Annotated in this window: 23 protein-coding genes and 1 pseudogene; 7 read left to right on the top strand and 17 right to left on the bottom strand. The window is 53.3% G+C overall.

The features are described from left to right. Positions 1-417: 417 nt before the first annotated feature. The 3 genes and pseudogenes from NZD89_RS30080 to NZD89_RS06440 form a co-directional block, all read right to left on the bottom strand. Entirely contained in the window at positions 418-573 is a 156-nt protein-coding gene (locus tag NZD89_RS30080) for a DUF3885 domain-containing protein (RefSeq protein ID WP_431308691.1), read from the bottom strand. 284 nt (positions 574-857) lie between these two features. Beyond that, positions 858-1,996 (bottom strand): annotated as a pseudogene (locus NZD89_RS06445) (NADH-dependent flavin oxidoreductase). Positions 1,997-2,407: 411 nt separating this feature from the next. Then, entirely contained in the window at positions 2,408-3,676 is a 1,269-nt protein-coding gene (locus NZD89_RS06440; RefSeq protein WP_268006923.1) for an MFS transporter, read from the bottom strand. A 778-nt stretch (positions 3,677-4,454) separates the two neighbouring features. Here NZD89_RS06440 and NZD89_RS06435 point away from each other — a divergent pair. The 3 genes from NZD89_RS06435 to NZD89_RS06425 all read left to right on the top strand — a co-directional run bounded on the left by NZD89_RS06435 (position 4,455) and on the right by NZD89_RS06425 (position 6,001). Then, positions 4,455-4,847, top strand: coding sequence for a hypothetical protein (locus tag NZD89_RS06435; RefSeq protein WP_268006922.1), 393 nt, complete (start codon positions 4,455-4,457; stop codon positions 4,845-4,847). Between the two features lie 223 nt (positions 4,848-5,070). After that, positions 5,071-5,580, top strand: a complete 510-nt coding sequence (locus NZD89_RS06430; protein ID WP_268006921.1) for a hypothetical protein — start codon at positions 5,071-5,073, stop codon at positions 5,578-5,580. 250 nt (positions 5,581-5,830) lie between these two features. Next, positions 5,831-6,001, top strand: coding sequence for a hypothetical protein (locus NZD89_RS06425; protein WP_268006920.1), 171 nt, complete (start codon positions 5,831-5,833; stop codon positions 5,999-6,001). A gap of 478 nt (positions 6,002-6,479) precedes the next feature. Here NZD89_RS06425 and NZD89_RS06420 read toward each other — a convergent pair whose 3' ends face one another. From NZD89_RS06420 to NZD89_RS06390, 7 genes are all read right to left on the bottom strand, one after another. After that, positions 6,480-7,793: a (Fe-S)-binding protein gene (locus NZD89_RS06420; RefSeq protein ID WP_268006919.1), complete on the bottom strand. Its 1,314-nt coding sequence runs from the start codon at positions 7,791-7,793 to the stop codon at positions 6,480-6,482. Next, positions 7,790-9,202 carry an FAD-binding oxidoreductase gene (locus NZD89_RS06415; protein WP_268006918.1) on the bottom strand — a complete coding sequence of 471 codons (1,413 nt, stop codon included), beginning with the start codon at positions 9,200-9,202 and terminating at the stop codon, positions 7,790-7,792. The genes NZD89_RS06420 and NZD89_RS06415 overlap by 4 nt, the downstream gene beginning before the upstream one ends. After that, positions 9,199-10,422, bottom strand: a complete 1,224-nt coding sequence (locus NZD89_RS06410) for a C40 family peptidase (RefSeq protein ID WP_268006917.1) — start codon at positions 10,420-10,422, stop codon at positions 9,199-9,201. Before NZD89_RS06410 ends, NZD89_RS06415 begins: the two co-directional genes overlap by 4 nt. A gap of 166 nt (positions 10,423-10,588) precedes the next feature. Further along, positions 10,589-11,908: an ABC transporter substrate-binding protein gene (locus NZD89_RS06405; protein WP_268006916.1), complete on the bottom strand. Its 1,320-nt coding sequence runs from the start codon at positions 11,906-11,908 to the stop codon at positions 10,589-10,591. 59 nt (positions 11,909-11,967) lie between these two features. Then, a complete protein-coding gene (locus NZD89_RS06400; RefSeq protein WP_268006915.1) occupies positions 11,968-12,789 on the bottom strand; it encodes a carbohydrate ABC transporter permease in 822 nt (273 codons plus the stop codon). A gap of 35 nt (positions 12,790-12,824) precedes the next feature. Then, complete coding sequence (locus NZD89_RS06395; protein ID WP_268006913.1) at positions 12,825-13,742, bottom strand: carbohydrate ABC transporter permease; 918 nt, start codon at positions 13,740-13,742, stop codon at positions 12,825-12,827. 7 nt (positions 13,743-13,749) lie between these two features. Continuing rightward, a complete protein-coding gene (locus NZD89_RS06390) occupies positions 13,750-14,604 on the bottom strand; it encodes a MurR/RpiR family transcriptional regulator (protein WP_268006912.1) in 855 nt (284 codons plus the stop codon). 144 nt (positions 14,605-14,748) lie between these two features. Between NZD89_RS06390 and NZD89_RS06385 the strand changes: the two genes are divergently transcribed. The 4 genes from NZD89_RS06385 to NZD89_RS06370 are packed head-to-tail and all read left to right on the top strand — an operon-like array spanning position 14,749 to position 18,926. Further along, positions 14,749-15,900: an exo-beta-N-acetylmuramidase NamZ family protein gene (locus NZD89_RS06385; RefSeq protein WP_268006911.1), complete on the top strand. Its 1,152-nt coding sequence runs from the start codon at positions 14,749-14,751 to the stop codon at positions 15,898-15,900. A gap of 33 nt (positions 15,901-15,933) precedes the next feature. Next, complete coding sequence (gene murQ / locus NZD89_RS06380) at positions 15,934-16,842, top strand: N-acetylmuramic acid 6-phosphate etherase (protein WP_268008410.1); 909 nt, start codon at positions 15,934-15,936, stop codon at positions 16,840-16,842. After that, a complete protein-coding gene (locus NZD89_RS06375; protein WP_268006910.1) occupies positions 16,839-17,894 on the top strand; it encodes a serine hydrolase domain-containing protein in 1,056 nt (351 codons plus the stop codon). The genes murQ and NZD89_RS06375 overlap by 4 nt, the downstream gene beginning before the upstream one ends. Positions 17,895-17,900: 6 nt before the next feature. Further along, a complete protein-coding gene (locus NZD89_RS06370) occupies positions 17,901-18,926 on the top strand; it encodes an N-acetylglucosamine kinase (RefSeq protein WP_268006909.1) in 1,026 nt (341 codons plus the stop codon). Between the two features lie 87 nt (positions 18,927-19,013). Here NZD89_RS06370 and NZD89_RS06365 read toward each other — a convergent pair whose 3' ends face one another. From NZD89_RS06365 to NZD89_RS06335, 7 genes are all read right to left on the bottom strand, one after another. Beyond that, positions 19,014-19,856, bottom strand: coding sequence for a sugar phosphate isomerase/epimerase family protein (locus NZD89_RS06365; protein ID WP_268006908.1), 843 nt, complete (start codon positions 19,854-19,856; stop codon positions 19,014-19,016). A 94-nt stretch (positions 19,857-19,950) separates the two neighbouring features. Then, positions 19,951-20,712, bottom strand: coding sequence for an SDR family oxidoreductase (locus tag NZD89_RS06360; RefSeq protein ID WP_268006907.1), 762 nt, complete (start codon positions 20,710-20,712; stop codon positions 19,951-19,953). A gap of 99 nt (positions 20,713-20,811) precedes the next feature. Further along, entirely contained in the window at positions 20,812-21,990 is a 1,179-nt protein-coding gene (locus NZD89_RS06355; RefSeq protein ID WP_268006906.1) for a Gfo/Idh/MocA family protein, read from the bottom strand. Positions 21,991-22,046: 56 nt separating this feature from the next. Continuing rightward, positions 22,047-22,883 (bottom strand): sugar phosphate isomerase/epimerase family protein, encoded by an 837-nt coding sequence (locus tag NZD89_RS06350; RefSeq protein ID WP_268006905.1) that lies wholly within the window; start codon positions 22,881-22,883, stop codon positions 22,047-22,049. Positions 22,884-22,984: 101 nt separating this feature from the next. Next, the gene (locus NZD89_RS06345; RefSeq protein WP_268006904.1) at positions 22,985-23,845 is read right to left on the bottom strand and encodes a sugar phosphate isomerase/epimerase family protein; all 861 of its coding nucleotides are present in this window, start codon (positions 23,843-23,845) and stop codon (positions 22,985-22,987) included. 41 nt (positions 23,846-23,886) lie between these two features. Next, entirely contained in the window at positions 23,887-24,753 is an 867-nt protein-coding gene (locus NZD89_RS06340; RefSeq protein ID WP_268006903.1) for a carbohydrate ABC transporter permease, read from the bottom strand. Further along, positions 24,750-25,565: a carbohydrate ABC transporter permease gene (locus NZD89_RS06335; RefSeq protein WP_268006902.1), complete on the bottom strand. Its 816-nt coding sequence runs from the start codon at positions 25,563-25,565 to the stop codon at positions 24,750-24,752. The genes NZD89_RS06340 and NZD89_RS06335 overlap by 4 nt, the downstream gene beginning before the upstream one ends. Positions 25,566-25,899: the final 334 nt, after the last annotated feature.

The raw sequence follows: 25,899 nt of genomic DNA, 5'->3' as shown, positions 1-25,899 counted from the left end.
ACTTCTTATAAACAATTTAATAATGGGATTATAAAGGGAGCGCTTTCATTTTGTCAACTACCTCGAATGCAGTCACATGAAGAAGATTCACTACCCGGAATTAGTGGATGCGCTAATGTTTCGGAATACATGTATTTAAACACGGTCGTATTCGAAGGAGGCCTCATGGATGTTCGAACATTTTTGTACAAGTATGCATAATAGAAAATAAAAATTCTGTGTTGAATGTCGCTTCCTATTCGCTGCTTTCGGTTCAATTCCCATGTCTGAACTTGAAACGGCTTCAAGTAAATCGTGAGCTGCAATATCACAGGTTGTGCATCGGAGACATATCGGTCCGTCCATACACCATCATCTTCATCATCCATATATAAAGCCGGCAGCCTAATGTGGTCGACACTTTTTTGCAAATTGGTGTCAGGCACGTTGAGTTCGTATACTTTGGTTGGTGTCATACTTCTCGAAATCGGCAGTCCCGTCATAACGGTGTGCATTGACTACCAGAAAGATTTCATCGGTTGGTCGGTGAGTGACGTCGAACAAAGCATGGGCACGAGAATACACTTGTGCCATTCTGCCTTCCGTTCATGCGGTTTGAAGCAACAGAGCTTATGGGATTTATGCTCCCAATAACAACTTAATCCACGAGGGAGTTCAAGAACAAAAGGAGTTTCCTATTTTTTACTGTTATTTATCGACTAGCTTGCGAAGCTTGGCGTTTTCAAATGCGGCTTGCATGGCAATTTCATCAGAGAAATATCTATTCTTCCATGACAAACGCTTAGCAAAAAGGCGCCTGTTAGGGCGCCCATGTATGGATATCACCGCGTACTTACGGCTGCAGAAGTACGCGATAGTTAAGCTTCTACAGGGAACCAGCCAGGCGTATCCATAATTGCTTGCCAGAGTGGATCTGGGATAACCAAACGTTCTTGATCGTGTTGTCTTAGGGTAGTTGCAATTTCAGATTCACGACCCTCTAAAATTTTCTCCACCCAATCCGGGTCCATAATTAATTCCCGGGCGAGGGCGACAAGAGGGATACCGCTTTGTAGCGCTTTTAATGCATCATCCGCAGTATGGATAGACCCAACTCCAATTACTGGGACCCGATTACCCGCTCGTTCCTGAATTAATTCTAGACGTGACCGTGAATCGTCTACTCCTCGCCGGGGCTTGGACCAAAAGTTCAGCAACGAAACGTGAAGATAGTCAAGCTCTTTATCGGACAAAGCGTCCACGAATTCAAGCGTATCGGACATTGTTATACCAGGTGTCGATGCCTCTTCTGGAGAAAAACGGTAACCAACTAAGAATGGTTGTTTTGCGTGTTTGTTAATCACTCTCTTTACTTCATCCACAACCGCAAGCGGAAATGACATCCGCTTTTCTAGGCTCCCCCCCAAGAATCATTACGATGGTTCGAGTGTGGTGAAAAAAACTGCTGAACTAAGTATCCATTGGCGCCGTGAATTTCGATACCATCAAATCCCGCCTCGATAGCTCGACGAGTAGTTTCACCAAAGGCATCAATGATTGATTGTATTTCGGATTCGGTTAATGCTCTAGGTATCGCTCGAGGCATAATTGGTGGTAGACCCTCTTCTGCCTGTACCGCACTGGCACTTACGACGTCACCGTTTGGAACTAACTCCGGTGGACACATCCGCCCACCATGGAAGATTTGCAGAACAGCCTCTGCACCTTGTTCTTTGATGGTGCTCGCTAATCGACGTAAACTAGGGATCATTTCGTCACTGTCAGCACCAAATTCACCCTGGAACCCTTTACCATTTTGCGTTACGTAAGTGCAAGCCGTGATAACAGTACCAACTCCATGAGAACGACGAGCATAATAGGCTAACTCAGCGTCAGTCACCGTGCCATCTGGGTTAGAAGAGAAATTTGTCATCGGCGCCATCACAATACGGTTTTTTAATTGCACACCACTTCTAAAGGTAATCGGCTCAAACAAGGGTGCATATTTGTCATTCATGATTTCACCATCCATACTATTTATCTGAAATTACATTTTCTTCGTTACTAACTGTATATCAACAAAACATCCGAATCAATTTACAAAACCTTTAGTGGGTCTATGTTTTCTCGCCGTGCAATGCAATCCCGTATTGGTTCTTCTACATTTATAATTACTCAATTGTCCACTCATCTATCCGGAGATTTTATTATTTGGAGGTAAAACGATGTGGTTATAGGGGTCACCTCACGAAACGGAAAAATCGTACCTAAGCAAGACGTGAAAAAACCCGGATTCCATTTCACAATGAATCCTGATTTTTACCATTCCGCGATAGCCTCTTATTAAACTAATCCGTTAGTTCAATAAATTGACTATTAAAATGGTGACGAGTAGAAACAGATATTTTGAACCCTTCATGGAATGATTTCAGTCAAACTTCCGTATGGCTGGAATCAACATAACTCCAATAGCTACACAAAACATCAATGTTCCCTCAATCAACATCGTCTCGATACCGCCGATTTTCGTAGCCAACCATCCGCTAAGGACATTACCTATAGGCAACAATGTCCATGAACCAAAGAGGTCAAGACTCGCTACACGACCGTACGATTCAGATGGAATCAACTCCTGCAAGCTACCTTCCCAAATCAACATGAATATCATAATTGCACCGTTTGCAACCGCCATTAACAGCATTAGCTCGAATGTTGAATGACCAAGTGTAAGGAACAAAAAGGCAAGAGCATTCACAATAATACAACCGTATCCTACAAAACCACGACGACGGTGATTGTTCTTTCGTCCATATAGCAATGCAGCCACAATCGCTCCGACACCAGCTGCACTATTCACTAATCCATAACTGGTATCGGGCAGGTGCAAATGAACTTTGACTAGCCACGGTAGAAGGATTGCTGTTATCCCAGTGTCGGCAATATTGATGACGGTAAAAGCCACTATCGTTATCCATAGCCAGGAATGCTTGCGAAGTTCTATAAATCCCCCAATTAAGTCACGTCCAAAATTACGAAGAATTTGGGATGAACGATGACGTTCATAGCGAGGTTTAGGAACCCTTAAAAAGGAGAGGGTAATAACGGATATACACAACATAATGGCATCAAACCCAAAACCAGCCCCAATAGAAATAAAGCCTGCGATCACGCCTCCAATTGCCGGACCAAGAAGGCGACCCAGTTCTTGACTTACTTGCGTCAGTGATAGAGCTGCGCTACGAATATCATCCGTAAATATCTGAGCACGAGCAGCTGAATAGGCGGGTTGAAACAGAGCATCCATGATGGCGTAGATGATTACAAACCCTGATAAGATCGGAATGGACATGTGGTGCAATGCACTCAATACTGCGAGAGTGCCCACTATCAAACACCGAACGGTCTCGGTGGTAATCATGAGTCTTGACCGAGAAACCCTGTCGACGAGCACCCCTGCAAAAGGCAGTAGGATAACCTGTGGGATCATGAGCAACGCCATAATCCATCCCATATCCAAAGTCGACTTGTTTATCGAGTAAACACATAATGGCAGCACCACCCACAAGACGCCATCACCGAATTGTGAAAGCGTCTGCCCGCTCCACAGAGCCGTGAAATTGCGGGACTTGTGAATTGGTTCCATGAGTCTTCTCACAGAAGAACGCCGTGCGGCTTCAATCAATTCCACATTATCCATTTTCCATCTCCTAACATTGTCTCTTTCAAAATAAAAAACACCGTAGGTAAATGTACCCACGGCGTTTAACCCAAAATGGTTAAGTTCAAGTCCGTAAACGTGAGCACACGATACAAGGGCATTGCCTCGCTTGCAGCATTTGCATTGATTGCAAGACTTGCATCATTGATGCTCACGTCCTTCCATATAATTTGCTTGAAACAATATCATTCAATGGAAATTTAATCAAGCTTGTTCTAGTTAATTTGATTTCCTGTTGTTCAGTTAAACTGCCCAGTAGTGCAATAACACCTGGTCCTCAGTCATACAAAAACAGTGGCATGCAGCCTGTTCAGTTCTCGCTCCCGTTTGTCCAAGTAGATTTAGTTACCAATTTTACAAATTTTAATTTATCCATTTGGTAGCCCCGCACTGTTTGACGGTAGCGGAAGTTTCGATATGTACACAGCGACAAGGCCGCCAATCACAAGACAACACACCACGTTGATCATGCACGCAACTCCAGCCAATGCCTTGTCTTACAAGGGATGCAGGGTTTATTCACTGGCGGACCCTGTATGAGTGCATGTGCTGATACGAGGCTTTACCAGATTTTTTATGTCTCGCGTCTTTGTGTATTCTTCGCCTCTCTTCTTCGGTTGGCTACAGTATTCCGCACATCTCCCGCAAACGACGTGCGAACCTTCACACGTTACCACGCCGTATTCCTCATCACTGCCTGTTACATAATAGCTGATGTCTAACGGAATTTATCCCATGTGCGTTGGAGGTTGAGGATATGACCAAACTGTCAGAGATTCATTCAGAATACGAAGCCACAATGCAAGCAGATATGAGCAACCAAGAGCGTGACAAGGCACTAGCAGGGCTCATGACACGCATGAAAAATGAACTAGGCCTACCGTCCATTAACAATCAAGAGTGGGAGCAGGAGAACAACCCGGCGATTGCGCTGTATCGGACGATCTTTGAAAGTAGGGCAATGCTGTTGGATAAGCCCAATAACAAAGCAGAGTTGAGAATAGGTAGCCATGTCCAGGTTAACGACTTCGCAGACAACTTTTTTCGCAAGATCGGAAAGGTTAAATCTATTGGTGAAGCCACTTGCGACGTTGAGATTGATGGGTATTCTGTGGAGTATTTGCTTAAGCAGTTGACACCGTTGGATTAAGACACTCGCAGATATGCGGTATCTTTTTGCCGACTGTTATAAGGCCGAGATCGTAACTCGCTTAAGTTGATAGATGAGCCTCCAGCCTTTGTATGTGAATAGATGAAAATACTGTGTTCAAAGAAAATAAAGGGAAATCTTTCTCATGTTCGTTACGAGGTAAATAAAGATATAGAGTGTGGTACAAACTAATCGCAAACGCCATCAGAACGGAGTGTGCGCCATGAAGGTCCGTACCCTATGCGCTGTCGCCATGACAAGTGTACTGCTCGTGGGATGTGGTGACGACGACTCGAAGCGGGAAGCCGCCATTGCGAGCCAAGCATTACCAATGTCCATCGCGGACAAGCCCGCAGAAATTCAACTGCCACGGTGGCAGAACATGGCCAATCCGCACATTTACATTCAGAACCAAAACGGGAAGGTCATCTTTTATTCGCCATATAACCCATGGAACGGGCATATCATGAACATCTACTATGTCCCGCGCGATGACGTAGAAGAGTACAGCGGCAGATACGCCTTGCACTCCACTGCTCCGCTTCAACGCATCGCGACTACGCGGATAGGAAAAGACGGGACTTGGTCTGCCACATGGGACATTCGTGGACACGAACTTCCCAAAGTGTTCTATGTCATGGCGCGGACCGATGTCAACCAGACCACGCTTGAAAAAGTGACATGGCATGATCATGCGCTGCGCATATCTGGAGGGGAAAGTGTACAACAGTGACGGTTACATTATCGAACGGGGGCGGTAAGGAAATATTTGTACCAAGCGGCGACGACCTAGGTAAATATCACTGGGTCGTCCGTCTACGCACTGGTATCTAAAACAGTGTTTGGCCCGGTTTTACGGCAAATTCCTTGTCCGTGAATTCACAATGAATCCGCAAACCCATCTTACTCTCCAATTTTTGCTGCGCTTTTTCTCTCGTGTGCCGAGGCACACTAGGGACATCACTATGGAGGGAAGTGAGAATTTGGGTCCAGAAATGATGTCGTGGTTTACGGATATGGAGACTGAAACTGCCGTGTGGATAGGTATTGGGTCTGCCATGATTATTGGTACTTTTTTTGGCTTGTGGTATTGGGATCGGTTTTTAAATCAATTACATGAAAACGAAAATTTGCGCGACAATAGCACAAAATAACTTTTTTAAAGGCACCCATCGTGGTGCCTATCTCCCACAGGAGGAAACTGGATCAACCTGTGAATTTTCGGTACCACAACTTGCAGTAAAATGCCACATTAAAACGACTTACTCCGCATCCTGGTGCAAAATGTGAACCGTAGTCTCTGGCAAGTCGCGCAATGAATCTCGCAGGAATGTCGGGAATACCCTTGTGCCTTTTAATTCACTTGTCGGGTGCCATTTAAACAACAGACGTCCACCATCTTCTATCCCGTGGAATTCATCACGAGTGTAGTATGTATGCCCTTCAGGGCTTGTTGCCTTCTTGGTATGAAATCATTCGAGTCACCCTTTCCTTTGTCCCAAGCCTCGTGTGTCACGAACCTCCCCATGACCGACATAAGGGTCACACGAGAAAATGAACCGTGGTGCATTCCCTCGCGCGACCCGTGCCACGTATGGCTTCGAGTTGCAACAACAGATAGCAGTCGAGCCCCTAAAGTGCCTGATTCAGCAAATCGACAATGTGCACCGCTTGCACTCGATGAGACAGTCCCGCATCGAGAATGCCCTTTTTCATCTGCAAGAGGCAGCCAGGGTTGGTCGTGACGATGAGGTTCGCCTTCGTATCGGCAACCTGTTTCATCTTGTCATCGAGAATGCGCATCGACATGTCGTAGTTGGTGATATTGTAGATGCCCGCTGATCCACAACAGCTGTCGGCACTCGGCAATTCCACGTAGTCCACGCCAGGGATGCTGCGAATTAATTCGCGCGGTTGCCGTCGTACCCCTTGCCCGTGTGCGAGATGGCAGGAATCTTGGTACGTGACCCGCGCATTCACCGATTTTGTGAATGGGAGCGGAGGCAACTCGGCGAGCAATTCGCTGATGTCGCGCACCTTCGAGACAAATTGGCGGGATCGGTCGGCCCATTCAGGGTCATCCTTGAACCAATGCGCGTAATCTTTTAACGCCGCACCGCAGCCACCTGCGTTATTTACGATGAGCTGGACGTTTGCTTGCTCGAACGCGACGATGTTCTGCTTCGCCAATTCCATCGCGTCCGCTTTTTCGCCAGAGTGGGCGTGCAGTGCACCGCAGCAGACTTGGTGGCGAGCGAACACGACCGTGCAACCGGCTTTTGACAACAATCGGGCGGTCGCTTGGTTGGTGTCGTAGAACATGACATCCATGATGCAGCCGGTTAACATCCCTACGCGCAGACCCGACGCGCGATTCGCGCTCGAGGCGTCCTGCTCCATCTGCCGACGACTTGTCGGGGCTGGACCTACCACCTCTTGGCGGTGTCGGCGCTTGGCGGGAGAGGCCACCGCGTCGACCGCCGCCTGCATCTCTGCCATTTCGCGGGGCAATACCTTGATGAGCCCCGTTTGCTTGGCGAGCTTCTGCATGCCACTCGCTTGCATCGCCCACAACACATGGCCACCCCAGCGAATGCGCTGGGGGTGCATGAACAGGTGTTTTAAGGTGGCCGACCGAGCGAACGACGTACGCTTGCGCGCCTTCTTGGCGTCTTCAATGACCTCGCGCGCGTCCTCGATGAGCGCCCCGTAATGGACGCCTGCTGGACAGGCCGTTTCACAGGCGCGACAGCCGAGGCAGGCATACATGTTGTGTTCAAATTCGGCGTCCACCGAAAGGGTGCCTTCTGCGACGCCTTTCATCAGCGCGATGCGCCCCCGCGGGCTGTAGGTCTCCAGCCCCGTTTGCTGAAACGTCGGACAGGCAGGCAAGCAAAATCCACAGTGCATGCAGTTGAGCAACTCATCCATATCGAATGAACTCATGGCTGGTTCACCACGATTCTTTGGCGCGCACTTCTCGCGACCACTTTGCCAGGATTCATGATGCCGTTGGGATCGAACGCGCGTTTAATCGCCTGCATCAATTCCATGCCGCCTTCACCGACGCGCTGCGGGAGGTATTTGAGCTTGGCCATGCCGACGCCGTGCTCGCCGGTGATGGTCCCGCCGAGCCCTAGGGCCGTCTGAAAAATCTCGTCAAACGCCTGCTCGACGCGGTGAATCTCCTCGTGATTGCGCTCGTCCGTCAGACACGTGGGATGCAAATTCCCATCCCCGGCGTGGCCAAACGTACAGATTTGTACTTGATATTTATCGGCGATGCGTTCTACGGCCTCCACCATTTCTGCCAGCCGAGCGCGCGGGACGGTCGCATCCTCCAAAATCGTCGTGGGGCGCAGGCGCGACAGGGCGGCGAGGGCAGACCGTCGAGCGGCCATCAGCTTCGCACCCTCCTCGGGCGTCTTCGCCACCTGTACGTCCACGGCCCCCTCTTGCCGAGCAATGGCCGCGATGCGGTCGATATCGCGGGCGACCTGCTGCTCCGACCCATCCTGCTCAATCAGTAACATCGCAGCGACGTCGCGAGGCAGGCCGAGGTGGGAGAACTCGTCGACGACACGCATGGTCGCTTGATCGAGAAATTCCATCGTGGCCGGAATGATCTTATCGGCCACGGTGCGCTCGACAATGCGTGCGGCATCCACCATCTGTGCGCAGAACACGACGAGCGTTCGCTTGGTCTGTGGCAGCGGCAACAGCTTGAGCGTCAACTCCGTGATCACCGCCAGCGTGCCTTCCGAGCCCACCAACAGGCGCGTGAGGTCATACCCTGCGACATCCTTATAGTTCTTGCCGCCCGCGCGCAGGACTTGGCCGGACGGGAGGACGTATTCGAGGCCAAGCACGTAATCCTTCGTGACGCCGTATTTCAGTCCGCGCATGCCCCCTGCACACTGTGCGACGTTCCCACCAATCGTGGAAATCCGCTGACTCCCAGGATCCGGCGGGTAGAACAAGCCCACCGATTCGACTGCTTTGTGCAGGTCGGCCGTGATGACGCCTGGTCCGACGGTCACAGTGAGATTCTTCTCGTCTATCTCATAGATTTGGTTGAATTGCGTCATGTTGAGGACGATTCCTCCCTCCACGGGAATCGTGCCCCCGGCGAGATTCGTACCGGATCCACGTGGAATGACTGGGATTTTGTGAGCATCCGCCAGCTGGAGCACCTGGGCCAGTTGCTTTGTCGTCCTCGGGATGACGACGACATCCGGATTCGCCCGCAAAATCGGCGTCGCGTCAAACGAATACGCATAGAGGCTATTGGGCGTAATCAACACGCCTTCGGTTCCGACGATCTCTGTGATTTTCTCCAACACGTCTGCCTTCACTGCACCATCACCGCCCCGGCAGAGGAAAGTTTTTCGAGATAGGTGGCACCTGACTTTGTGTGAATGTCCAGGGTCGAGACCATCACCTGATTGATGGGTATTTCGGTGCCTTCCACCACATATCCGGCAAAGTCGTGGATGACGTACGGTCTACCTTGAATGGAACCGAGGTAAATCATGGTGTGGCCTGGCATATAGAGCAAATCGCCTGGCTGAAGCTGTTCCAATTGCCGACCCTTATCACGACCGCTGATTCCTTCTGGAAAAGCAATGCGCCAAAGCAAGGCCCTCTCCTGCACGCCCGCGTCGCGCGGCAGTTCTACCCCCATTGTCCGATGCACGTCGCGCGTAAAGCTCGAGCAGTCGTGAACCCCGAGTCGACCGCCCCAACCATACCGCTCGTGCAGCAAGGTGAAGGCCATCGACACACAGGATTGGCGCGTGAAGGGCAGCCACCCTACGTGCACATCCGCACGCGGCACGTAGGCCGGTCGCATCGTCAATTCTCCGTCGCGCTCGCGCACAGGTAGGAAGACGCAGATATTGCCGAGAACATGTTGTCTGCCTAAGTTCTCCCCGCTCTCAAAAAGCGGTAGAACGGCGGCAAACTCGAGCCACCTGCGGGAGACCTTCGCATCGTACGGCTGCGGTTGGGTCAGCGTAAACGGTTTCGTCACGACGACAAACGACGGAGAAGACCGCAGTTGTTTAAAATTTTCCCACGTCGTCACGGCGACCGCCTGCTTCGCCACAAATCCTCGATAGGTGGTCGTGTACACGTAAAGCCAGTTGGCATCCTGACTCTCCCCCACCACGACGAGCGGTTCGAACGTGTGGAGGGTGGTGTCCTGGAGCTCGTCAAACTCTTTGTCCGTCGGGGATTGGAATGCGGGCGTCGCCACCGCAAAGCGGCGCAAATCAGTCGACTCCACGGCAAATCCGGGAGTTGGGGAACACGTCCGAACCCGCGAAACGTCTTCCATCAAGTCCCAGTCCCGGTCTGTGATTGCTCTTCCCTGTTCATCGAATCGAACATCTGCTGGGCGGAGCGGTGTAACGACTGGAAATTCCGCCGTCTCGGTCAATGCGTAAAGTGTGCCTGACTGCGCGATGCCATCGTTACACGCGTCTACCTGGTACGCTCGCCCGTCCCGACATCGACTCAGCCAGTACTGCGGGCGCAACATGTCTGCAAAGACGCCTGGAAGCAGTTCATCCATCTCGTAATCCCCTCACTTTCACGAACGAGTACACATCTGACGCGAGCATCGTTTGTCAGTCATTGTACGTCGTGGAATGGCAGTGCGATAAACTCCACGAGTACGATGAAAACGGAGCGGACTGTCGTAGCGCCGCTCCGTCGCGTGATGCTGTTCGCGTGGAGAATTACTTGAAGTACCAGTTCACCGTGCTCTGTATTTCGTTCGCAGCTTTTGCGGGCGTCATCTGGTTGGTCAGAAGCGGCAAGAGCACTTTTTGTTCCGCCGAGAAAATTCCTGAGTCATTGCTCGCGGCATCCTTCGTCTGGCTCGTGATAGGAGTCGGCGGTGGCGTGTCCATGGGACTGCGAATGCCGAACGTCGGGTTAATCGGTACTGTCTGATACCAATTGTACGCTTGAATCGACAGTGGATACTTCTTGGGGACCTGAACGCCGGCAATTGGTGAAATCTCACCTGCGATATCGGCGAAATCCTGGCCGAACTGCTTCGTCGCCGTATACGCCAAAACCTCCTCTGCGGCTTTTTGCTCCGCAGCATTCGAGATCTTGCTGTTCAAGGCAATATCTCCGTCCACGTACCAGTCAATCTTCGCAGATTGCGTCGAAGTCGCTGGAGGTATCAGAAAGGCGCCCATGTTCAATTTGGGATTGAATTGTTGAATGGTCGGGACATCGAAGATGCCGTCCATGACCATCGCCGCATTCCCGAGCGCGAATTGGGTCTCCTGCTCGTTCCCGGCTGACCCGACGGCCTTGAAGTTCGGCTCGAAGTACGGGGCAAGCGACTGGTATTTGCTAAGCGCATCGACATACGGGGCATCCGTGTACTTCGCCTGTTTGTCGACCAACTGCTGCGTGAATTTATCCCCAAGCATCGTAGCGCCAATTTCGTCAAAGTTCAGCGCGAGCATCCAGCTTTGAATGCCCATGGTCGAGATCGGTGTCACATTGTGGGACTTTAGCACCTGACAGATGTGCAGGAAGTCGGCCCACGTCTTCGGAACAGACAACCCGTACTTATTGAATATGTCCTTGTTGTAGAAGACTTCCATCGTCTGAATCGCGAACGGGACGCCGTACGTCTTCCCTTTCCACTGCACAGATTGCAGGGCGGCCGAGTTGATGCCCGACAGGTTTGCGATTTTGTCGACTGGGCTTATCATGTTGGCCGCGGCGTAATCGAGCGTTCCGACACCCGCACGCCCGTAGAAGATGTCAGGGCCCTTGCCCCCGTCCATCGCCGTCTGTAACACCGAGTCGTAGCTCGTGGCGTTGATGGCGCGGAACTGAATGTTCACCTTGTCCCCTTTCGCATTCAGGGCCGCCTGCACCTGTTTCCACAGGCCTGCGTCCTGAGAGCGCCAGGACCACACGGTGACGGTAGGAGTACCTCCCGTACCGCCTGTACCACAACCTGCGAGCGCCCCAGTTGCCGCCATCGCCAGTGCGAGCGTCGATAACATCGCCTTTTTCGTTTTTTTCATGGCTTTTCCCCCTCTAGATATATGAGACTTATCCGGCTGGTTGATCCGGGTCACCTCCTTTACATCTTCACGGCCCCCGCCGTCATGTTCCGAATGAATTGGCGCGACGCAATCACAAACACGATGATGGTCGGCAACATGACGATGACCAGCGCTGGAAGCAACAGGTTCCACTGCGTGGAGTATTGGCCCACAAACGACAGCACCCCCACCGCAACGGTCATCCGATTCGGGTTGGAGAGAAGAATGAGCGGAAAGAAGAATCCATTCCACGCAGAGATGAAGTTGAGTAAAGCCGTCGTGCTCAGGGATGGCCGAATCAGCGGGAGAATGACGTGCCAGTAGGTTTGCAGGTGCCCCGCGCCATCGATAAACGCCGCCTCTTCCAAATCCTTTGGTACACTGCGGATAAAGTTGACAAGCAAGAAGACGCTGAAAGACAGTCCACTTGCCGAGTAAATTAGGATGACAGAAAGGAGATTATCAATCAGGTACAACTGCTTCATGAGAATGAACAGGGGCACTGCGATCATTTGAATAGGCAGCGCAAGACCTGCGAGAAACGTCAAATAGATAATCTGGTTCCCCTTAAAGTTGAAGCGCGCGATGACGTACGCCGCCATCGACGAGAAAAACGTGATCACGGTGACCGACACGACGGAGACGATGGCGGTGTTGATGAGGTAGGAAAACAGATTTCCCTCGCCCCACGCGTTCACGTAGTTTTCCAAATGCCAGCTGGTCGGCCAACTAAACGGTTGCGAAATAATGCCCGGTAGGTCCTTAAACGACATGAGCAACATATCGATCAACGGATACAGCGCGACGATGCCGAATAGGGCTAAGATGACATAGGCTAGAATTGGACGCTTGAAGTGCATTCGATCACATCCTTTGTAGAGGGTCGGACACGCATTTACAGATCCATCGACGCCTTTCGCTGCAAGAGCACGAGAAATGTAGACGCGATCATGACGATGATAAAACCGACGAATGCCAGCGCCGTCGCTAAGCCAACACCTTGCGCGGTCGTTCCAAATCCGCCGAACGCAGTCCGGTAAAACAGGGTGCCAATCACGTCTGTGGCATAGTTCGGACCCGCTTGCGTCCCTTCCATAATGTAGATGTAGTCAAACGCTCCGAACGCACCGACGAAGTTGAGTGTCGTGATGGTCAAAAAGGTCGGTTTGATGAAGGGGAAAATCACGGAAAAGAAGATCCTAGTGCGCGACGCGCCATCTACCTTTGCCGCCTCGATCATCTCTTCCGGGATATTGATCATCGCTGCGATGAAGATGAGGATGGGAAAGCCCATCCCCGCCCAGGCCGTAATGACCGCAATCGTCGGCAGGGCCAAGCTTCCACTTCCTAAAAACGGAACATTCAGCACATTCAAGTGAAGTGCGGTCAAGGCGCGCGAGATCGCTCCGTAGTCTGGCTCGAGGTACATGCTCCAGATGTAGGCCACGACGACAGGTGGGACGACCATGGGAATGAAGTAGATCACTTGAAACCAGCGGGATGCACGCTCTTTGACAGCGACGAGCAGATAAGCGAGAAACAGTCCGAATACGGATGTCAAAATCATGGAAAGGACGAAGAAATACAGATTGTGTGCGACAGCTCGCCAGAATTGCGGCGCAAACTCGTGAGAAAACAGGACGTACGTGAAATTCTTGAGGCCGATGAAGTCCACGAGCGGGCCGACGCCGTTCCAGTTATACAGGCTGTACCGAATACTAGAGAGAAATGGATAGACGATAAACATCAGGTACAGGACCAGTGCCGGCGTGAGAAAACCAATAATGATTGGCCATCGTCTTTTGCGCAACATGCTCACCTCAGTTACGAAATTTATGGCTCTTCACAACATTTCTCGTGACCTCAAGTGCCTCGTATATCTCCTCGCGAAACTGGTTCGCCAGCGAGACGAGCAGTACGTCAATGACCGTGAGTGCAGCCATGCGAGACGTTGTTGCACCAAGTCGAACCTCTGGTTCGACCGCACTTACGTACAATTTCGTGTCGACAATGCGGGAGAGCGGGGTGTCGCCAAAGCAGGTCACCGCAATCAGATGGGCGCCTTTTCGCTTGGCGATTTCAGCGACCTCCACCACTTCCGAGGTCGCACCGGAATGAGAGAGCAAGACGAGAACATCCTGGTCGTTCAAGTGGGAGGCCAACACAGCCGCCTTGTGGAAGTCTGCGGCCTCGTAGACCGGAAATCCAATCCGCGTCAACTTTTGGGCCAAATCCTCCGCCACGACGCCAGATGCGCCAATTCCGTACGCCATCACTTTGGAGGCGCGGTGAATCACTCGCACCGCTTCTGCAACCGCGGATTCATCCAGCAGGCGAAGGGTATTTTGAATCGACTGCAAATGCCTTTCTTCCACAGACCTGAGAACCGACGCGAAGGAACTCCCGACTTTCAGCTCACTGTACTCTTCGGCCACATTGGATTGAACGTCGCTGGCCACGCGTATTTTAAATTCCTGATAGCCGGTAAAGCCGAGTGACTTCCACAAGCGAACGGCCGCCGCAGGACTGCTCTGGCTGCGCGATGCCAATTCCTGTATCGTCAAATGGACAAACTCAGACGGGTTTTGAATGATAAACTCTGCAATTCTCGCTTCAGAATCAGATAGTCTCGGAAGTGCTTCCCGAAGACGAATCAAACCCCCACTTGGCACCACGGTTCATCAACCTCCACGAATGAGTCCAGTATAAAAGTAAATTCACATATCATCAATAATATTTTAAAAATTATTTTCATTTTGTATATTATACTTCTGAATATTTATTTTATAATTGGTTTATCGCGAGGGAGGGGAAGTAAAATGGTCATGATCGGTGCCGAGATGCTGCTTCACGCACATCGCCAACGCATCGCAGGAAAACAGTTGGGGCTCGTGAGCAATTACAATGTCACGGATTCGGCCTTGAGACCGATTGTCGAACTGCTGGTAGAAGAAAGAGAGTGGCACGTCGCCAAGCTGTTTGGACCCGAGCACGGCATGTTGAACTGCGCCAAAGAAGGCGAAGAGGTGCCATCCGCAAGCGACCCCCACACGGGGCTGCCAACTTACAGCCTATATGGAGACACACTGCAACCCACGCCAGAGATGTTGGCCGGCCTCGACGCCCTCGTCATCGACGTTCCCGACATCGGATCGCGCTATTATACGAATATGAACACGATGGCCTACTGCCTTTTGGCCTGTGCGCAAAACGGCCTGGAATGCATCGTCCTCGACCGGCCGAACCCAATCGGCGGCGTCATTCGCGAGGGAAACATCCCTGATAAAAATTTTCACTCCTTCGTAGGGATGATTGATATCCCCAACCGCCACGGATTGACGATGGGTGAAATTGCGATGCTTTACAACCAGACGCTTCCCGTCCCCGCTCTGCTCACTGTCATCCGCTGTGAAGGCTGGGAGCGTTCGATGTGGCAAGGAGAGACTGGCATCCCCTTCGTCTCGCCCTCACCAAACACGACCAACCTCGACATGGTCGCTCTGTATCCTGGAACCTGTCTGTTCGAAGGGACGAATATCAGCGAAGGGCGCGGGACCACGCACCCGTTTGAAATGATAGGCGCCCCGTTCATCCATGCGTTCGAACTGGCCGACGCCGTGAACGAGAGAAACCTCCCTGGCGTAGTGGCCCGGCCGACGTTCTTTGTGCCCACCTATAAAAAGTATCCAGGCGACCTCTGTGAGGGCATCCAGCTTCACATTACGAACCAGCGGGCCTTGCGCCCACTCCAGCTCGGTCTCACGCTCATCGATGTCATCTGCAAGCTCTATGATGAGCATTTTACGTTTACACATAAAGACGAGGAGGGCCGCTACTTTTTCGATCTCCTAGCTGGCACAGACCGCCTCCGCAACCTTGTCAACGCGGGCAAAACCCTGGATTTCCTGGCGGAGTGCGACGAATCGGTCCAATCGTTCGACAAAGGTTTGGCCGATATTCTCCTATATTAATCTCTTCATGTTTGAGTCGAGGAAGGCGATGACATCGTGTTTGAACACCTACAAACGGAACAGATCAACGAGGAAACGGAGCATCTGGATTCAGCCAGTTCCCTTGAAATCGTGACGCTGATGAACCGCGCCGACAAATCTGTACCGAGGGCAGTGGAACAGGTCTTGCCCCAGGTTGCCCGCGCGATAGACGAAATTGTGATTCGGCTGAAACAAGGCGGTCGCCTCATTTATGTCGGCGCCGGCACGAGTGGTCGATTGGGCATCCTCGACGCTGCAGAGTGTCCGCCCACGTTTAGCACCCCACCGGATCTCGTGCAATCGGTCATCGCCGGTGGCAAAGAGGCGACCTTCAAAGCGCTGGAAAATGCGGAGGACGACGAACCGGCCGGCGCCAAAGCGCTCGCCGACCTCGAAATATCCAGTCTGGACGCCGTGGTCGGACTGTCCGCGAGCGGCCGAACGCCGTTTGTCAAAGGGGCTTTGCAATACGCGGCGACACGCGCTGCCTTGACCATTGGCGTGGCTTGCAATGCGGAATCTGAAATCGGCAAGCTTGCACAGATTGCGATTGACGTCCACACGGGCCCTGAGGTGCTGGCCGGGTCCACCCGCCTGAAAGCGGGGACCGCACAGAAGCTGATTTTAAATATGATCAGCACAGGCGCGATGGTGCGCCTCGGCAAAGTCTACAAGAATCTGATGGTGGATATGAAAGCGACCAACTATAAGCTGCAAGAGCGCTCCAAGAGCATCATTATGCGCGCGACTGGAGCCACGTACGAAGCGGCTGAGACCGCGTTGGCCGCCGCCGACCAGCACGTGAAACTCGCCATTTTGATGATTGAAAAAGGCGTGTCGGCAGATGTCGGTAAGCGATTGCTCGCTGGCGCCGAGGGCTATCTGCGGACCGCACTCTCGACCGAGGAGGGCTTAGGGTGACGTTTTCGCTAGACACGCACCGATTAGAGCGCATTGCGGCGCTTTTGGAGCGCGAGATCGAACAAGAAAACATTCCGGGTGCGGTCGTGGCTGTCGGTCGAGGTGAAACGACCGCCTACTTCGAGTGCTTTGGCTACGCGGAGAACGCAAACGGCAGGTCACGGCCGATGACCAAGGAGACCGTGTTCGATTTGGCCTCGCTGACCAAAGTTACAGCGACACTGCCGTGCATCTTGACGCTCATAGACGATGGAGACATCCGGCTGAATGATCCAGTCGCACTCTTCATCCCGGAATTTGCCGACGCCGCGAAGGGCGTTGTCACCATCCGCCATCTGCTGACGCACTGTGCAGGCCTTGTCCCATCGCGGCAGTTTTACGAGTTGTTCAGCACCCCGCAGGCCATCCGGGCGGCCATCCGCCGCGAAGGGATGGGCATCACCCCGGACGTCCGGACGGAGTACAGCGACATCGGCTTCATGTTGCTGGGCGAGGTCGTAGAAGCAGTGAGCGGCCTCGCGCTCGACCAATTTGCCAGCGAACGCGTGTTTACCCCGCTTGGCATGTCGGACACGATGTTTTGCCCACCGCCATCCTTGTTTGCACGCATTGCTGCGACAGAATATGGAAAGGTCGGCGTCGTCCACGACGAGAACGCGGAGGCACTCGGCGGCGTGTCCGGTCACGCCGGGCTCTTCGCACCCATGACAGACCTCATCTCCTACGTCTCGATGTGGCTTGGACACAAGCCCCTCTTGTCTGATGCAGTAAGGCGCCTGGCCGTAGAGAATCACACGCCTGCCCTCAATGGAAACCGCGGTTTAGGCTGGGTCTGCCGACATGACGCGTACGACCACACAGGCGATCTCTGGCCAAGAACGACGGTCGGCCACACGGGTTTTACGGGCACGAGCATGGCGTTCGATCCCGCTTCCGGCCTCTGGATGATCATCCTGACCAACGATGTTCACTACGGCCGCCAGAAGAAAGCGATCATCCGCCTGCGCCATCGACTGCACAACTTGGCTGCGTCAGCCATCAGATGGGAGTGACGCAAAGTGTCGACGTATATTGGTGTAGACGGTGGCGGCACGAAAACGCAAGTCTTCCTCATCGATGACGATGGCGGGGCGACGGTCATCGCCCCATCGAGCAATCCCAACGTAGTCGGCTGGGAGCGGGCGCAACAAGTAGTGACACAATCGATTCAGGCCTGTATGGCCGCTCGTAAGTGTACGGCAGAAGATGTGAACGGGCTGTCCATCTGCATGTCAGGTGTCGATAGGCCAGATGAAGCGGCCCGCCTACACGCTGTATTCCAAGACATCTTCCGAAATGGCGCCATCGAGATCAAAAATGATGCCCTTGCCGCCCTCGCCGCTGGCACCCGCGGCCAGTCCGGCGTTGTGCTGATCGCCGGAACTGGATCGATCGCCGTCGGCGAATCGACGACGGGTCAAATCGCGCGGGCTGGAGGGTACGGCTACCTGCTCGGCGACGAGGGAAGCGGCTTCGCCATCGGTCGCGCCGGCCTGATGGCCGCTATCCAAGGCTTCGAGGGCCGCGCCCCAGAAACGGCACTCTGGGAGCGCGCCATGGACGTGTATCACGTGACTCATCCACAATCGCTGATCCCGCTCGTCTACGCGTCCGACCGGCCCGTGAACACGATCGCGAAGTTCGCCAAGGAAGTCGTCGCTCTGGCCGACCACGACCCTGTAGCCAATCAGATTATCGCAACCGCCATCTCCGATTATCTACGGCTCATCGAGGCAGTCGTTCGGGAGTTAGCTGGCGACGTCGGCTACACCACCGTCCTATCCGGAGGCCTGTTCACAAATACGGACGTCCTGGTTCGACGCCTTTTGGCGGCGGCCCCGTCGATGAAGTTTCAACCGCTTAGCGCTGCGAGCGCTTTTGGCAGCGCCGCGGCGGGCGCCGCACTGCGAGCAATCAAGCTGGCGTTTCAGGCTCGTGGACGCTCGACAGACGCGGCGGTCGCTCTGTGGCAGGCGAACCTCGAAAAATTTATGCAACTTGGCCCGACGGTACAGGACACCGACGTGGTGCTGACGTACGGATGAGGCCTATCCGTCCCGTGCCGTGAAGCACGTGAGGTACCCTCGCAGCGGATATGCGAGGGTACCTCACCATGTTCTAGATAATCGCCTTCAAACGCATGGGCCCTCTTCGATGACCTGCGCGTGCGTACAGGTCACGCGGGCTTCGAATCGCTCCTGGAATCTCTGTCCCATAGCGTGACAAAGCTCCCACAGGTCGACCACCGGCTGATCCGTAAACGGCAGTGTGTGCATATATCTCGGCGGTCCGAACTCGGGAGTGAACGTGAAGAAGGGCTTGTTCATGCGCACGTGGCAGTCGACAATCTCATCCCACCACAACTCGTGTTTCGCAAGCGCGTACTCGTACTCCGGGGCGCGAAAATCGGACACTTGCGGACCTTCCTCAAACCCGACGCGCCCGTGTACGTGAATCGTGTGCTCTGCGACAAGGGAAATGTTCTCCTGCTCATCCGCCAGCATCGACTCACACACGCAGCACCAATGGCTTAAGTCCGCGACAATGTGCAGGTTCGGTAAGTCGCTCAGTAACCTCGCCGTGCTCCAGGGCGTGAACGTCGCGCGACCGCGGTGGGTTTCGTGGCCGATGGGGATACCTAACTGCTTCTCCACTTCCAGCGCTCGCTCAAAAAACGACAGTTGTGCGTCGTAAGGCATGGAGTCTTTCGCGCTGTGCGAGTTGATCAGCAGTGGATGAAAGGCGGCTGCTCGCTCGGCTTGTCGTTCAAACGAGTCGAAGTGTTCTCCTTGGGTAAAAATTTGCAAAATCAGTTCCAAACCGTACTCTTCGAGTAAGGAAAGAAATAGCTCCTCCTCCCCCTCAGCTGGCATCCCGCACTCCACGCCTGTATAGCCAGCCTCAGCGATTTGCTGAAGCTTCGCAGCCCACGTCCCGGACATCCCCCATACGGATTTGAACAGTTTGAGTTGCAATCGGTTCACTTCCCCTCTAGACGACCTGATTGTGACACATTGGAACGACGGTGTCCGATGAATGAAACGCCCTGCACGCCAAGGACCCGAGAAGCTAAATGGACATCGCCGTGAATCCGCCGTCCACGGTGACCAGGGAACCTGTGACAAATCCGGCCGCCGCATCGGACGCCAGCCACACGGCGGCGCCCTGTAACTCCTTCGCCTCGCCGAGCCGCGCCATGGGTGTATGGCGAAGAATATCCTCCACCCGCTTTTCACTCAGGATTTTGCGATTTTGTTCCGCCGGGAAGAATCCAGGGATAATGGCATTCACTCGAACGTGCGGAGCAAATTCACGGGCGAGATATTGTGTCATGCTGTTGAGCGCTGCCTTCGACGCAGAATAGGCAAAGACGCCAGACAGAGGGGGTCCCGAAGAAACCGACGAGATGTTGATGATGGATCCGGAACCCCGTTCCAGCATGTATCGCCCAAAGACTTGGCTCGCGACGAAGATGCTCTTGGCGTTGACCGACAAGATGTGATCCCACTCGTCATCGGACACTTCAAAAAACGGCGTTTTACTGTTGACGCCCGCACAGTTGACGAGGATATCCACCTGATGGCGCCAGTCGATGACAGACTGGGCCATCGATTCAATCGAGTCTCGATTCAGGACATCCACCAAAAATGCCCGCGCGACGGCCCCATTGTTCTCTAAGGTGGTGACCACGCGCTGTGCCTTCTCTCCGTCTCTGCCGACGATGGCGACGTTTGCCCCGTGACCCGCCAATCCTTCTGCGATGGCACTTCCTAGTACCCCACTGCCGCCGATCACGACCGCGGTCTTCCCACTCAGATCAAACAGATTCATGTTGACGTGTGCCCCCGGTTTCCGCCCGCCTGAACCGCTTCATCGGCGACCCAAGCGGCCGTAAAATATCGCAATGTCCTCATACCACAGGTTCCAGCGTTAGACCGTAAACGACTCTTCCATGTCGACGCTCAACTGTTGCGTGGTAGACTTCACAGATTTAGACGTCGCTATCAGCTCTTTCAACTTCTGTTCATACGCATCCGCATCCAACGGGAGACTGATCATGCTGTTTGTGAACGAGGACAGCATAATTCCATTTCCAAGCGTCAGTCCGTTCAATCCTTCCGTTCCATGCGCAATCAAATCCTGCGATCCCGTCAAAATGGCATTCACAAATTTCTCGGCCACCACTTTGTGCCCTGTCGGAGCACTTGTATCGACTGGGATTTCGGTATACCAACTTTCTACGTTCGCAAAGCCCTGCTTCGACTCCTTCAAGAACTGAAGTGTCGAAACGCGATTTCGATAAAACACGAGTTTCCCACTCTCATAGACAAGCTTTCCGTTCTCGCCGACGATTTCCATTCGATTGGTTCCCGGGGACTCGGCAGTGGTGACAATAAAGTGCCCGATCATCCCATTGTCGTGTTCAAAATAGGCGGTTACTTCGTCTTCCACCTCGATGTTGTGGTATTTCCCAATGTGCGCATGACCGCTGATGCGCGCCGGAAGTCCAAACAGCCACTGATACATATCGAGGTTGTGCGGGCATTGGTTCGTGAGGATACCTCCTCCCTCACCAGCCCAGGTCGCTCGCCAATCGCCGCTGTCGTAGTACGCCTGGGATCGAAACCACGCGGTGTTGATCCACGTTGCGCGCGTTAATCTGCCGAGTTCCCCACTGTCGAGAAGGTCTTTGATCTTCTTGTAGAATGGCAACGTCCGCTCTTGAAACATAATGCCAAACACGATATTCGGGTTACGCTTCTTGGCCTCTTCATACGCTGCGATGGTGCGCTTCGCGTCATTGACGTGTACAGCGAGCGGCTTCTCACTCAGTACGTGCAGGCCTCTTTGAAACGCCTCGATAGAGATGGGCGTATGGCCGTAGTGAGGCACCGCGACGATGACCGCCTCGAGCCCGGATTGCTCAAACAAATCGCGATAATGATAGTAAGCCGTGGTTTGATGGTCGCTCGCAAATCTGTCAGCCCGTTCTTTCACTACGTCGCACACGCCGACCAGTTCCACGTTGTCCAGGTTGGTCAGGTAGTTGAGGTGTGTTACACCGATATTCCCTAAGCCAATCAAGCCGATCTTCACTCTTTTTGCCACACGACTCAGCTCCTCGTCTATGATCCTGTTTCCGGTATGTCGAAGAAGACCTGCCACTAGCGTTGTGACTTGGACGTCGCTAGATACGCTCGCAATCTTTCCAAGTGCTTTGGCAGCGCCACGTCAGCGCTTTCAATTTCGGGATGCCACTTTCGCTCCCACTCGACGCACACGTACCGGTCATACCCGGCTCGCTGAAGCGTCTCGACAATCGAAGCGACTGGAACATCCCCCTCGCCAAACGGCACCAGGTCCCAACCGTCCCCGTTGCGCCGCGCGTCTTTTAAGTGCACGTGCCGCAGTCTGTCCTCGAGGTTATGAAATGTTTCGTCGACCGTTTCGCCGACTCGAACCGGGTGATGTGTGTCCCAAAGTGCTCCGATGGCGCGACTGGGTACCAACGCCAGGACGTCCGCCACGAGGTGCGACGAAGAGAATTCGTCATGTGTTTCAAGCAACACTTGAACGCCCAACGCCTCAGCCCGCGGGGCAACCTGGTTTAACGCGTCGGAGACCCACTCGACATACTGAGCCAAGCGATTCTCATCGCCCTGCGCGAGCGCGTTTGCCCCGCCGCCGAACGTGCGAACGATGGGCACCTCCATGCGCGCGGCGAGTTCCACATACCTAAGCAGCGCCCCCACGTTAGTGTCCCGTTCCACCTTGTCGGCCAGTGCAAAGCGAGTCGAGGCCCCGATCCCGACGACGTCGATGCCGCTGCGCCTCGCCGTCACCATGATCTTCTCCTGTGTAGCCGGGTCGATGTCCGCTCGGATGACTTCGCCGTCGAGCAGTCGAAGTTCCACCCCGTCGTAACCGAATTTTTCGGCGTTTGCGAAAACTTCTTCGATAGACCATTCTGGACACGCTAGGTTAGAGTAGGCAATTTTCATGTGTATCCCTCTTTCTACCATACACTTATTTCGCTAGATGTATAGGGGGTAGGTTGAGCATCGATTGCCGGGCAAACTCCTATCGCGCGGTCGTCAGCCCCTTACAGGATATCGTTACGCGCATCGCCGGACTGTCCGTCCCACGGTTGATTCAGTGCTTTCAGGAGATCCTTCAGTGCCGCAGCGGCGACGTGGAATAACGCAGGCCCGCTGAAACCCGCGAAGGCGGACGCTTGTGCCAAGTGTGGTTCAATCGACAGAACGCCATCGTAGCCATTGACAAACATCGCCTGGAGGATTTGCTTTACCTCACCGTCGCCCTGACCAGCAGGAACCACACGCCTTCCCTCAAACACGGCGTCTTTGATGTGGATATACTCGATGTATGGTCTAAGTAGGGGGAACGCTTCCGAGAACGGCTTGACGCCGCACTGGACGAAATTGGCCGGATCGAAGGCGAATTTGAAGTTGTCCGAATGGAGTTCTCGCATGATGTCGAGACAGCGTTCTGCTTCGTCTCCGTATATTTCCTTCTCGTTTTCGTGCAGTAAAACCAGACCGCTATGCGCCGCACGCTCTGCGAGTTGCGTCAGGCGGCGCAGGACTTCGTCGCGGTAGTCGCCGGCGTTGTGACCCGTTGGGATGAAAAATGAAAAGATGCGAATGCATTTGGTACCCAAGTATTTGGCGACGTCCATCGCCCGCTCAAATTTTGCGAGGTGGGGGGCAAAGTCGTCGATGATCGATATCTTTCCAATCGGAGAACCGACCGCCGAGATGCGAAATCCTCGTCCATCGAGTGCCTCCCGCACTCGTCTCAACTCGTCATCGGACAAGTCGAGCACATTTTTGTTCCACACACTTCGAAACTCGATGTGTTTGATTCCCTCTGCATCTAACACGTCGAGCTGCTCTTTTAAATCAGCCGAAATTTCGTCGGCGAACGCAGATACAGTGACCACTCAGTACACTCCCTTTTGCTGTACGTCTGTACAGTAGTCGGTCAACCTTTTACGGCCCCATTTGCCAATCCACCAATGATGTACTTTTGAAAGAATAGGAAGATGACGACAATCGGGATTCCGCTGGTCAGGCTGGCCGCCATCAATTGGCCCCAGTAGACGGCACCTCCTGCATCACTACTCGACATGTACGCCTGCAGACCAACAGCTACCGTTTGCGTGGCAGGCGTCGTTAAGACGCTGGCAAACAACACGTCGGACCACCCCAGCAAAAACGAAAAGACGAAGGTGACGACGAGCCCTGGCAAGATGAGCGGGAGAACCACGTGGTAGACGACTTTCGAGCGCGTACAGCCATCCATTTGCGCAGCTTCCTCCAGTTCGACAGGGATGTTCACCATATATGATAGCAACAACCAGCAAGCGAAAGGCAACGCGAAAGTCATGTAGGTGATGATAATGGTGTAATACTGGCCGACAAGGTGCACGTTCAGGACATTTTGAATGATCACGATGATCACGAACAACGGCAGCAATATCATGACTTGAGGGATGGTCTGCATGCTGATGAGGGAAAACATGAAGGGCTTGCGGCCCTTGAAGCGAAACCGCGATACGACGTAAGCCGCACCGAGCGCCACGACGGTGGAACACAGCCCGGTCAGCCCCGCGATGATCACACTGTTGACGATATCCCTCGCCAGATGAACCGTATTCCACATCATCGCATAATTGTTCCATGCGATATGCGTCGGCAAAATTGTCCCCCCACTCACTTCTGTGTCCGGCGTAAGCGAAACCAAGACCACGTAGGCGAGTGGCAGGAGAATCGCGATGGCAAAAATGACAATGCCGACAAAGCGTACTTTGTTCCAATACGACCGCTGCCTCGCTAAACTATCGCTCATGACACGTCCTCCCCGAGCCGCAGCATGCGAATATAAAAGAATGCCGGAATGAGCATGAGGACGAGTGTGATCAACGACATGGCCGCGCCTAATCCAAAGTTAAACGTTTGAAATGACGTGACGTAGACGTTGAGTGGAAGGACGTCCGCTTGCGGCGACGGCGGCGTGCCGAACATGATAAACGGCAGGGTGAAGTTGTTAAAGTGATTGAGCGTCGAGAGCAACAACGCGAGCCCTAAGATTGGGCGTAACATCGGCAACGTGATGGAGAAGAAACTCCGAGTGGGCGATGCGCCATCCATGTGGGCCGACTCGTACAGATCTCCCGGTATCCCCTGAAGCCCGGCCAGTACCATCAGGTAAATAAACGGCCAAGATGACCACACATCGGCGATGACCATGGCCCAAAAACTGTGAGGGCCAATTAACCAATACGTGTTTCTACTGGCTAGGTGGAGTGCCGCTAACACTCTATCAATTAAGCCCCAACCGTTCATAAAGAGCAATCTCCAGGTGATGGCGTTGACAAATATCGGCATCACATAGGGCAACAGAAACAGTGCGCGCACCAGTGCGCGTCCTCGAAAAGGCTTATTCACCAAGAGCGCGGCCACGATTCCGATTGGCGTGATACAGAGGGTGGTGAGGACGGAGAAAGCGACACTCACCCACAAACTTAGAAGGGCCGACGCGCCAATCGCGTTTCCCTGTCGAAAGGCACTGACATAGTTCTTCAAGCCTACGAAAGGGGCGTGCGTCCAATTGGCGATGGTGTACTGATCTAGCTTTGTAAAACTGGTGTAGATACTCACGAGAAACGGCGCCACCACAATCAAAACCAACAACGCGACAGCCGGGATGACCATCCAGTACGGAGGTCTGTTTCTCGCGTGCCTCTGTTTGCTCCCCGATTAGCGCGATCCCCCCTCAAGGCGTCAACGATCCCTTAGTTTCGCGATTCCAAGTAGAAACGCGACGACGATGTGAGTTCCGGTTACCGCATCCTGATGGATTCACCCCCGCCCTATGACCGCGCTATCAGACAAGCTCTGGCTGTTTGCGAAAAGTGGCTAGCACGCGGATATCGCATAGTTGAACCAAGCTTTCGACAGCACATGGATAAGGATATGAGGGAAATATGCTGAT

The organism is Alicyclobacillus fastidiosus (genome assembly GCF_026651875.1).
Lineage (GTDB): Bacteria > Bacillota > Bacilli > Alicyclobacillales > Alicyclobacillaceae > Alicyclobacillus > Alicyclobacillus fastidiosus.
The sequence above is the reverse complement of the archived record's forward strand: the minus strand, read 5'-3'. Positions and strand labels throughout refer to the sequence as shown.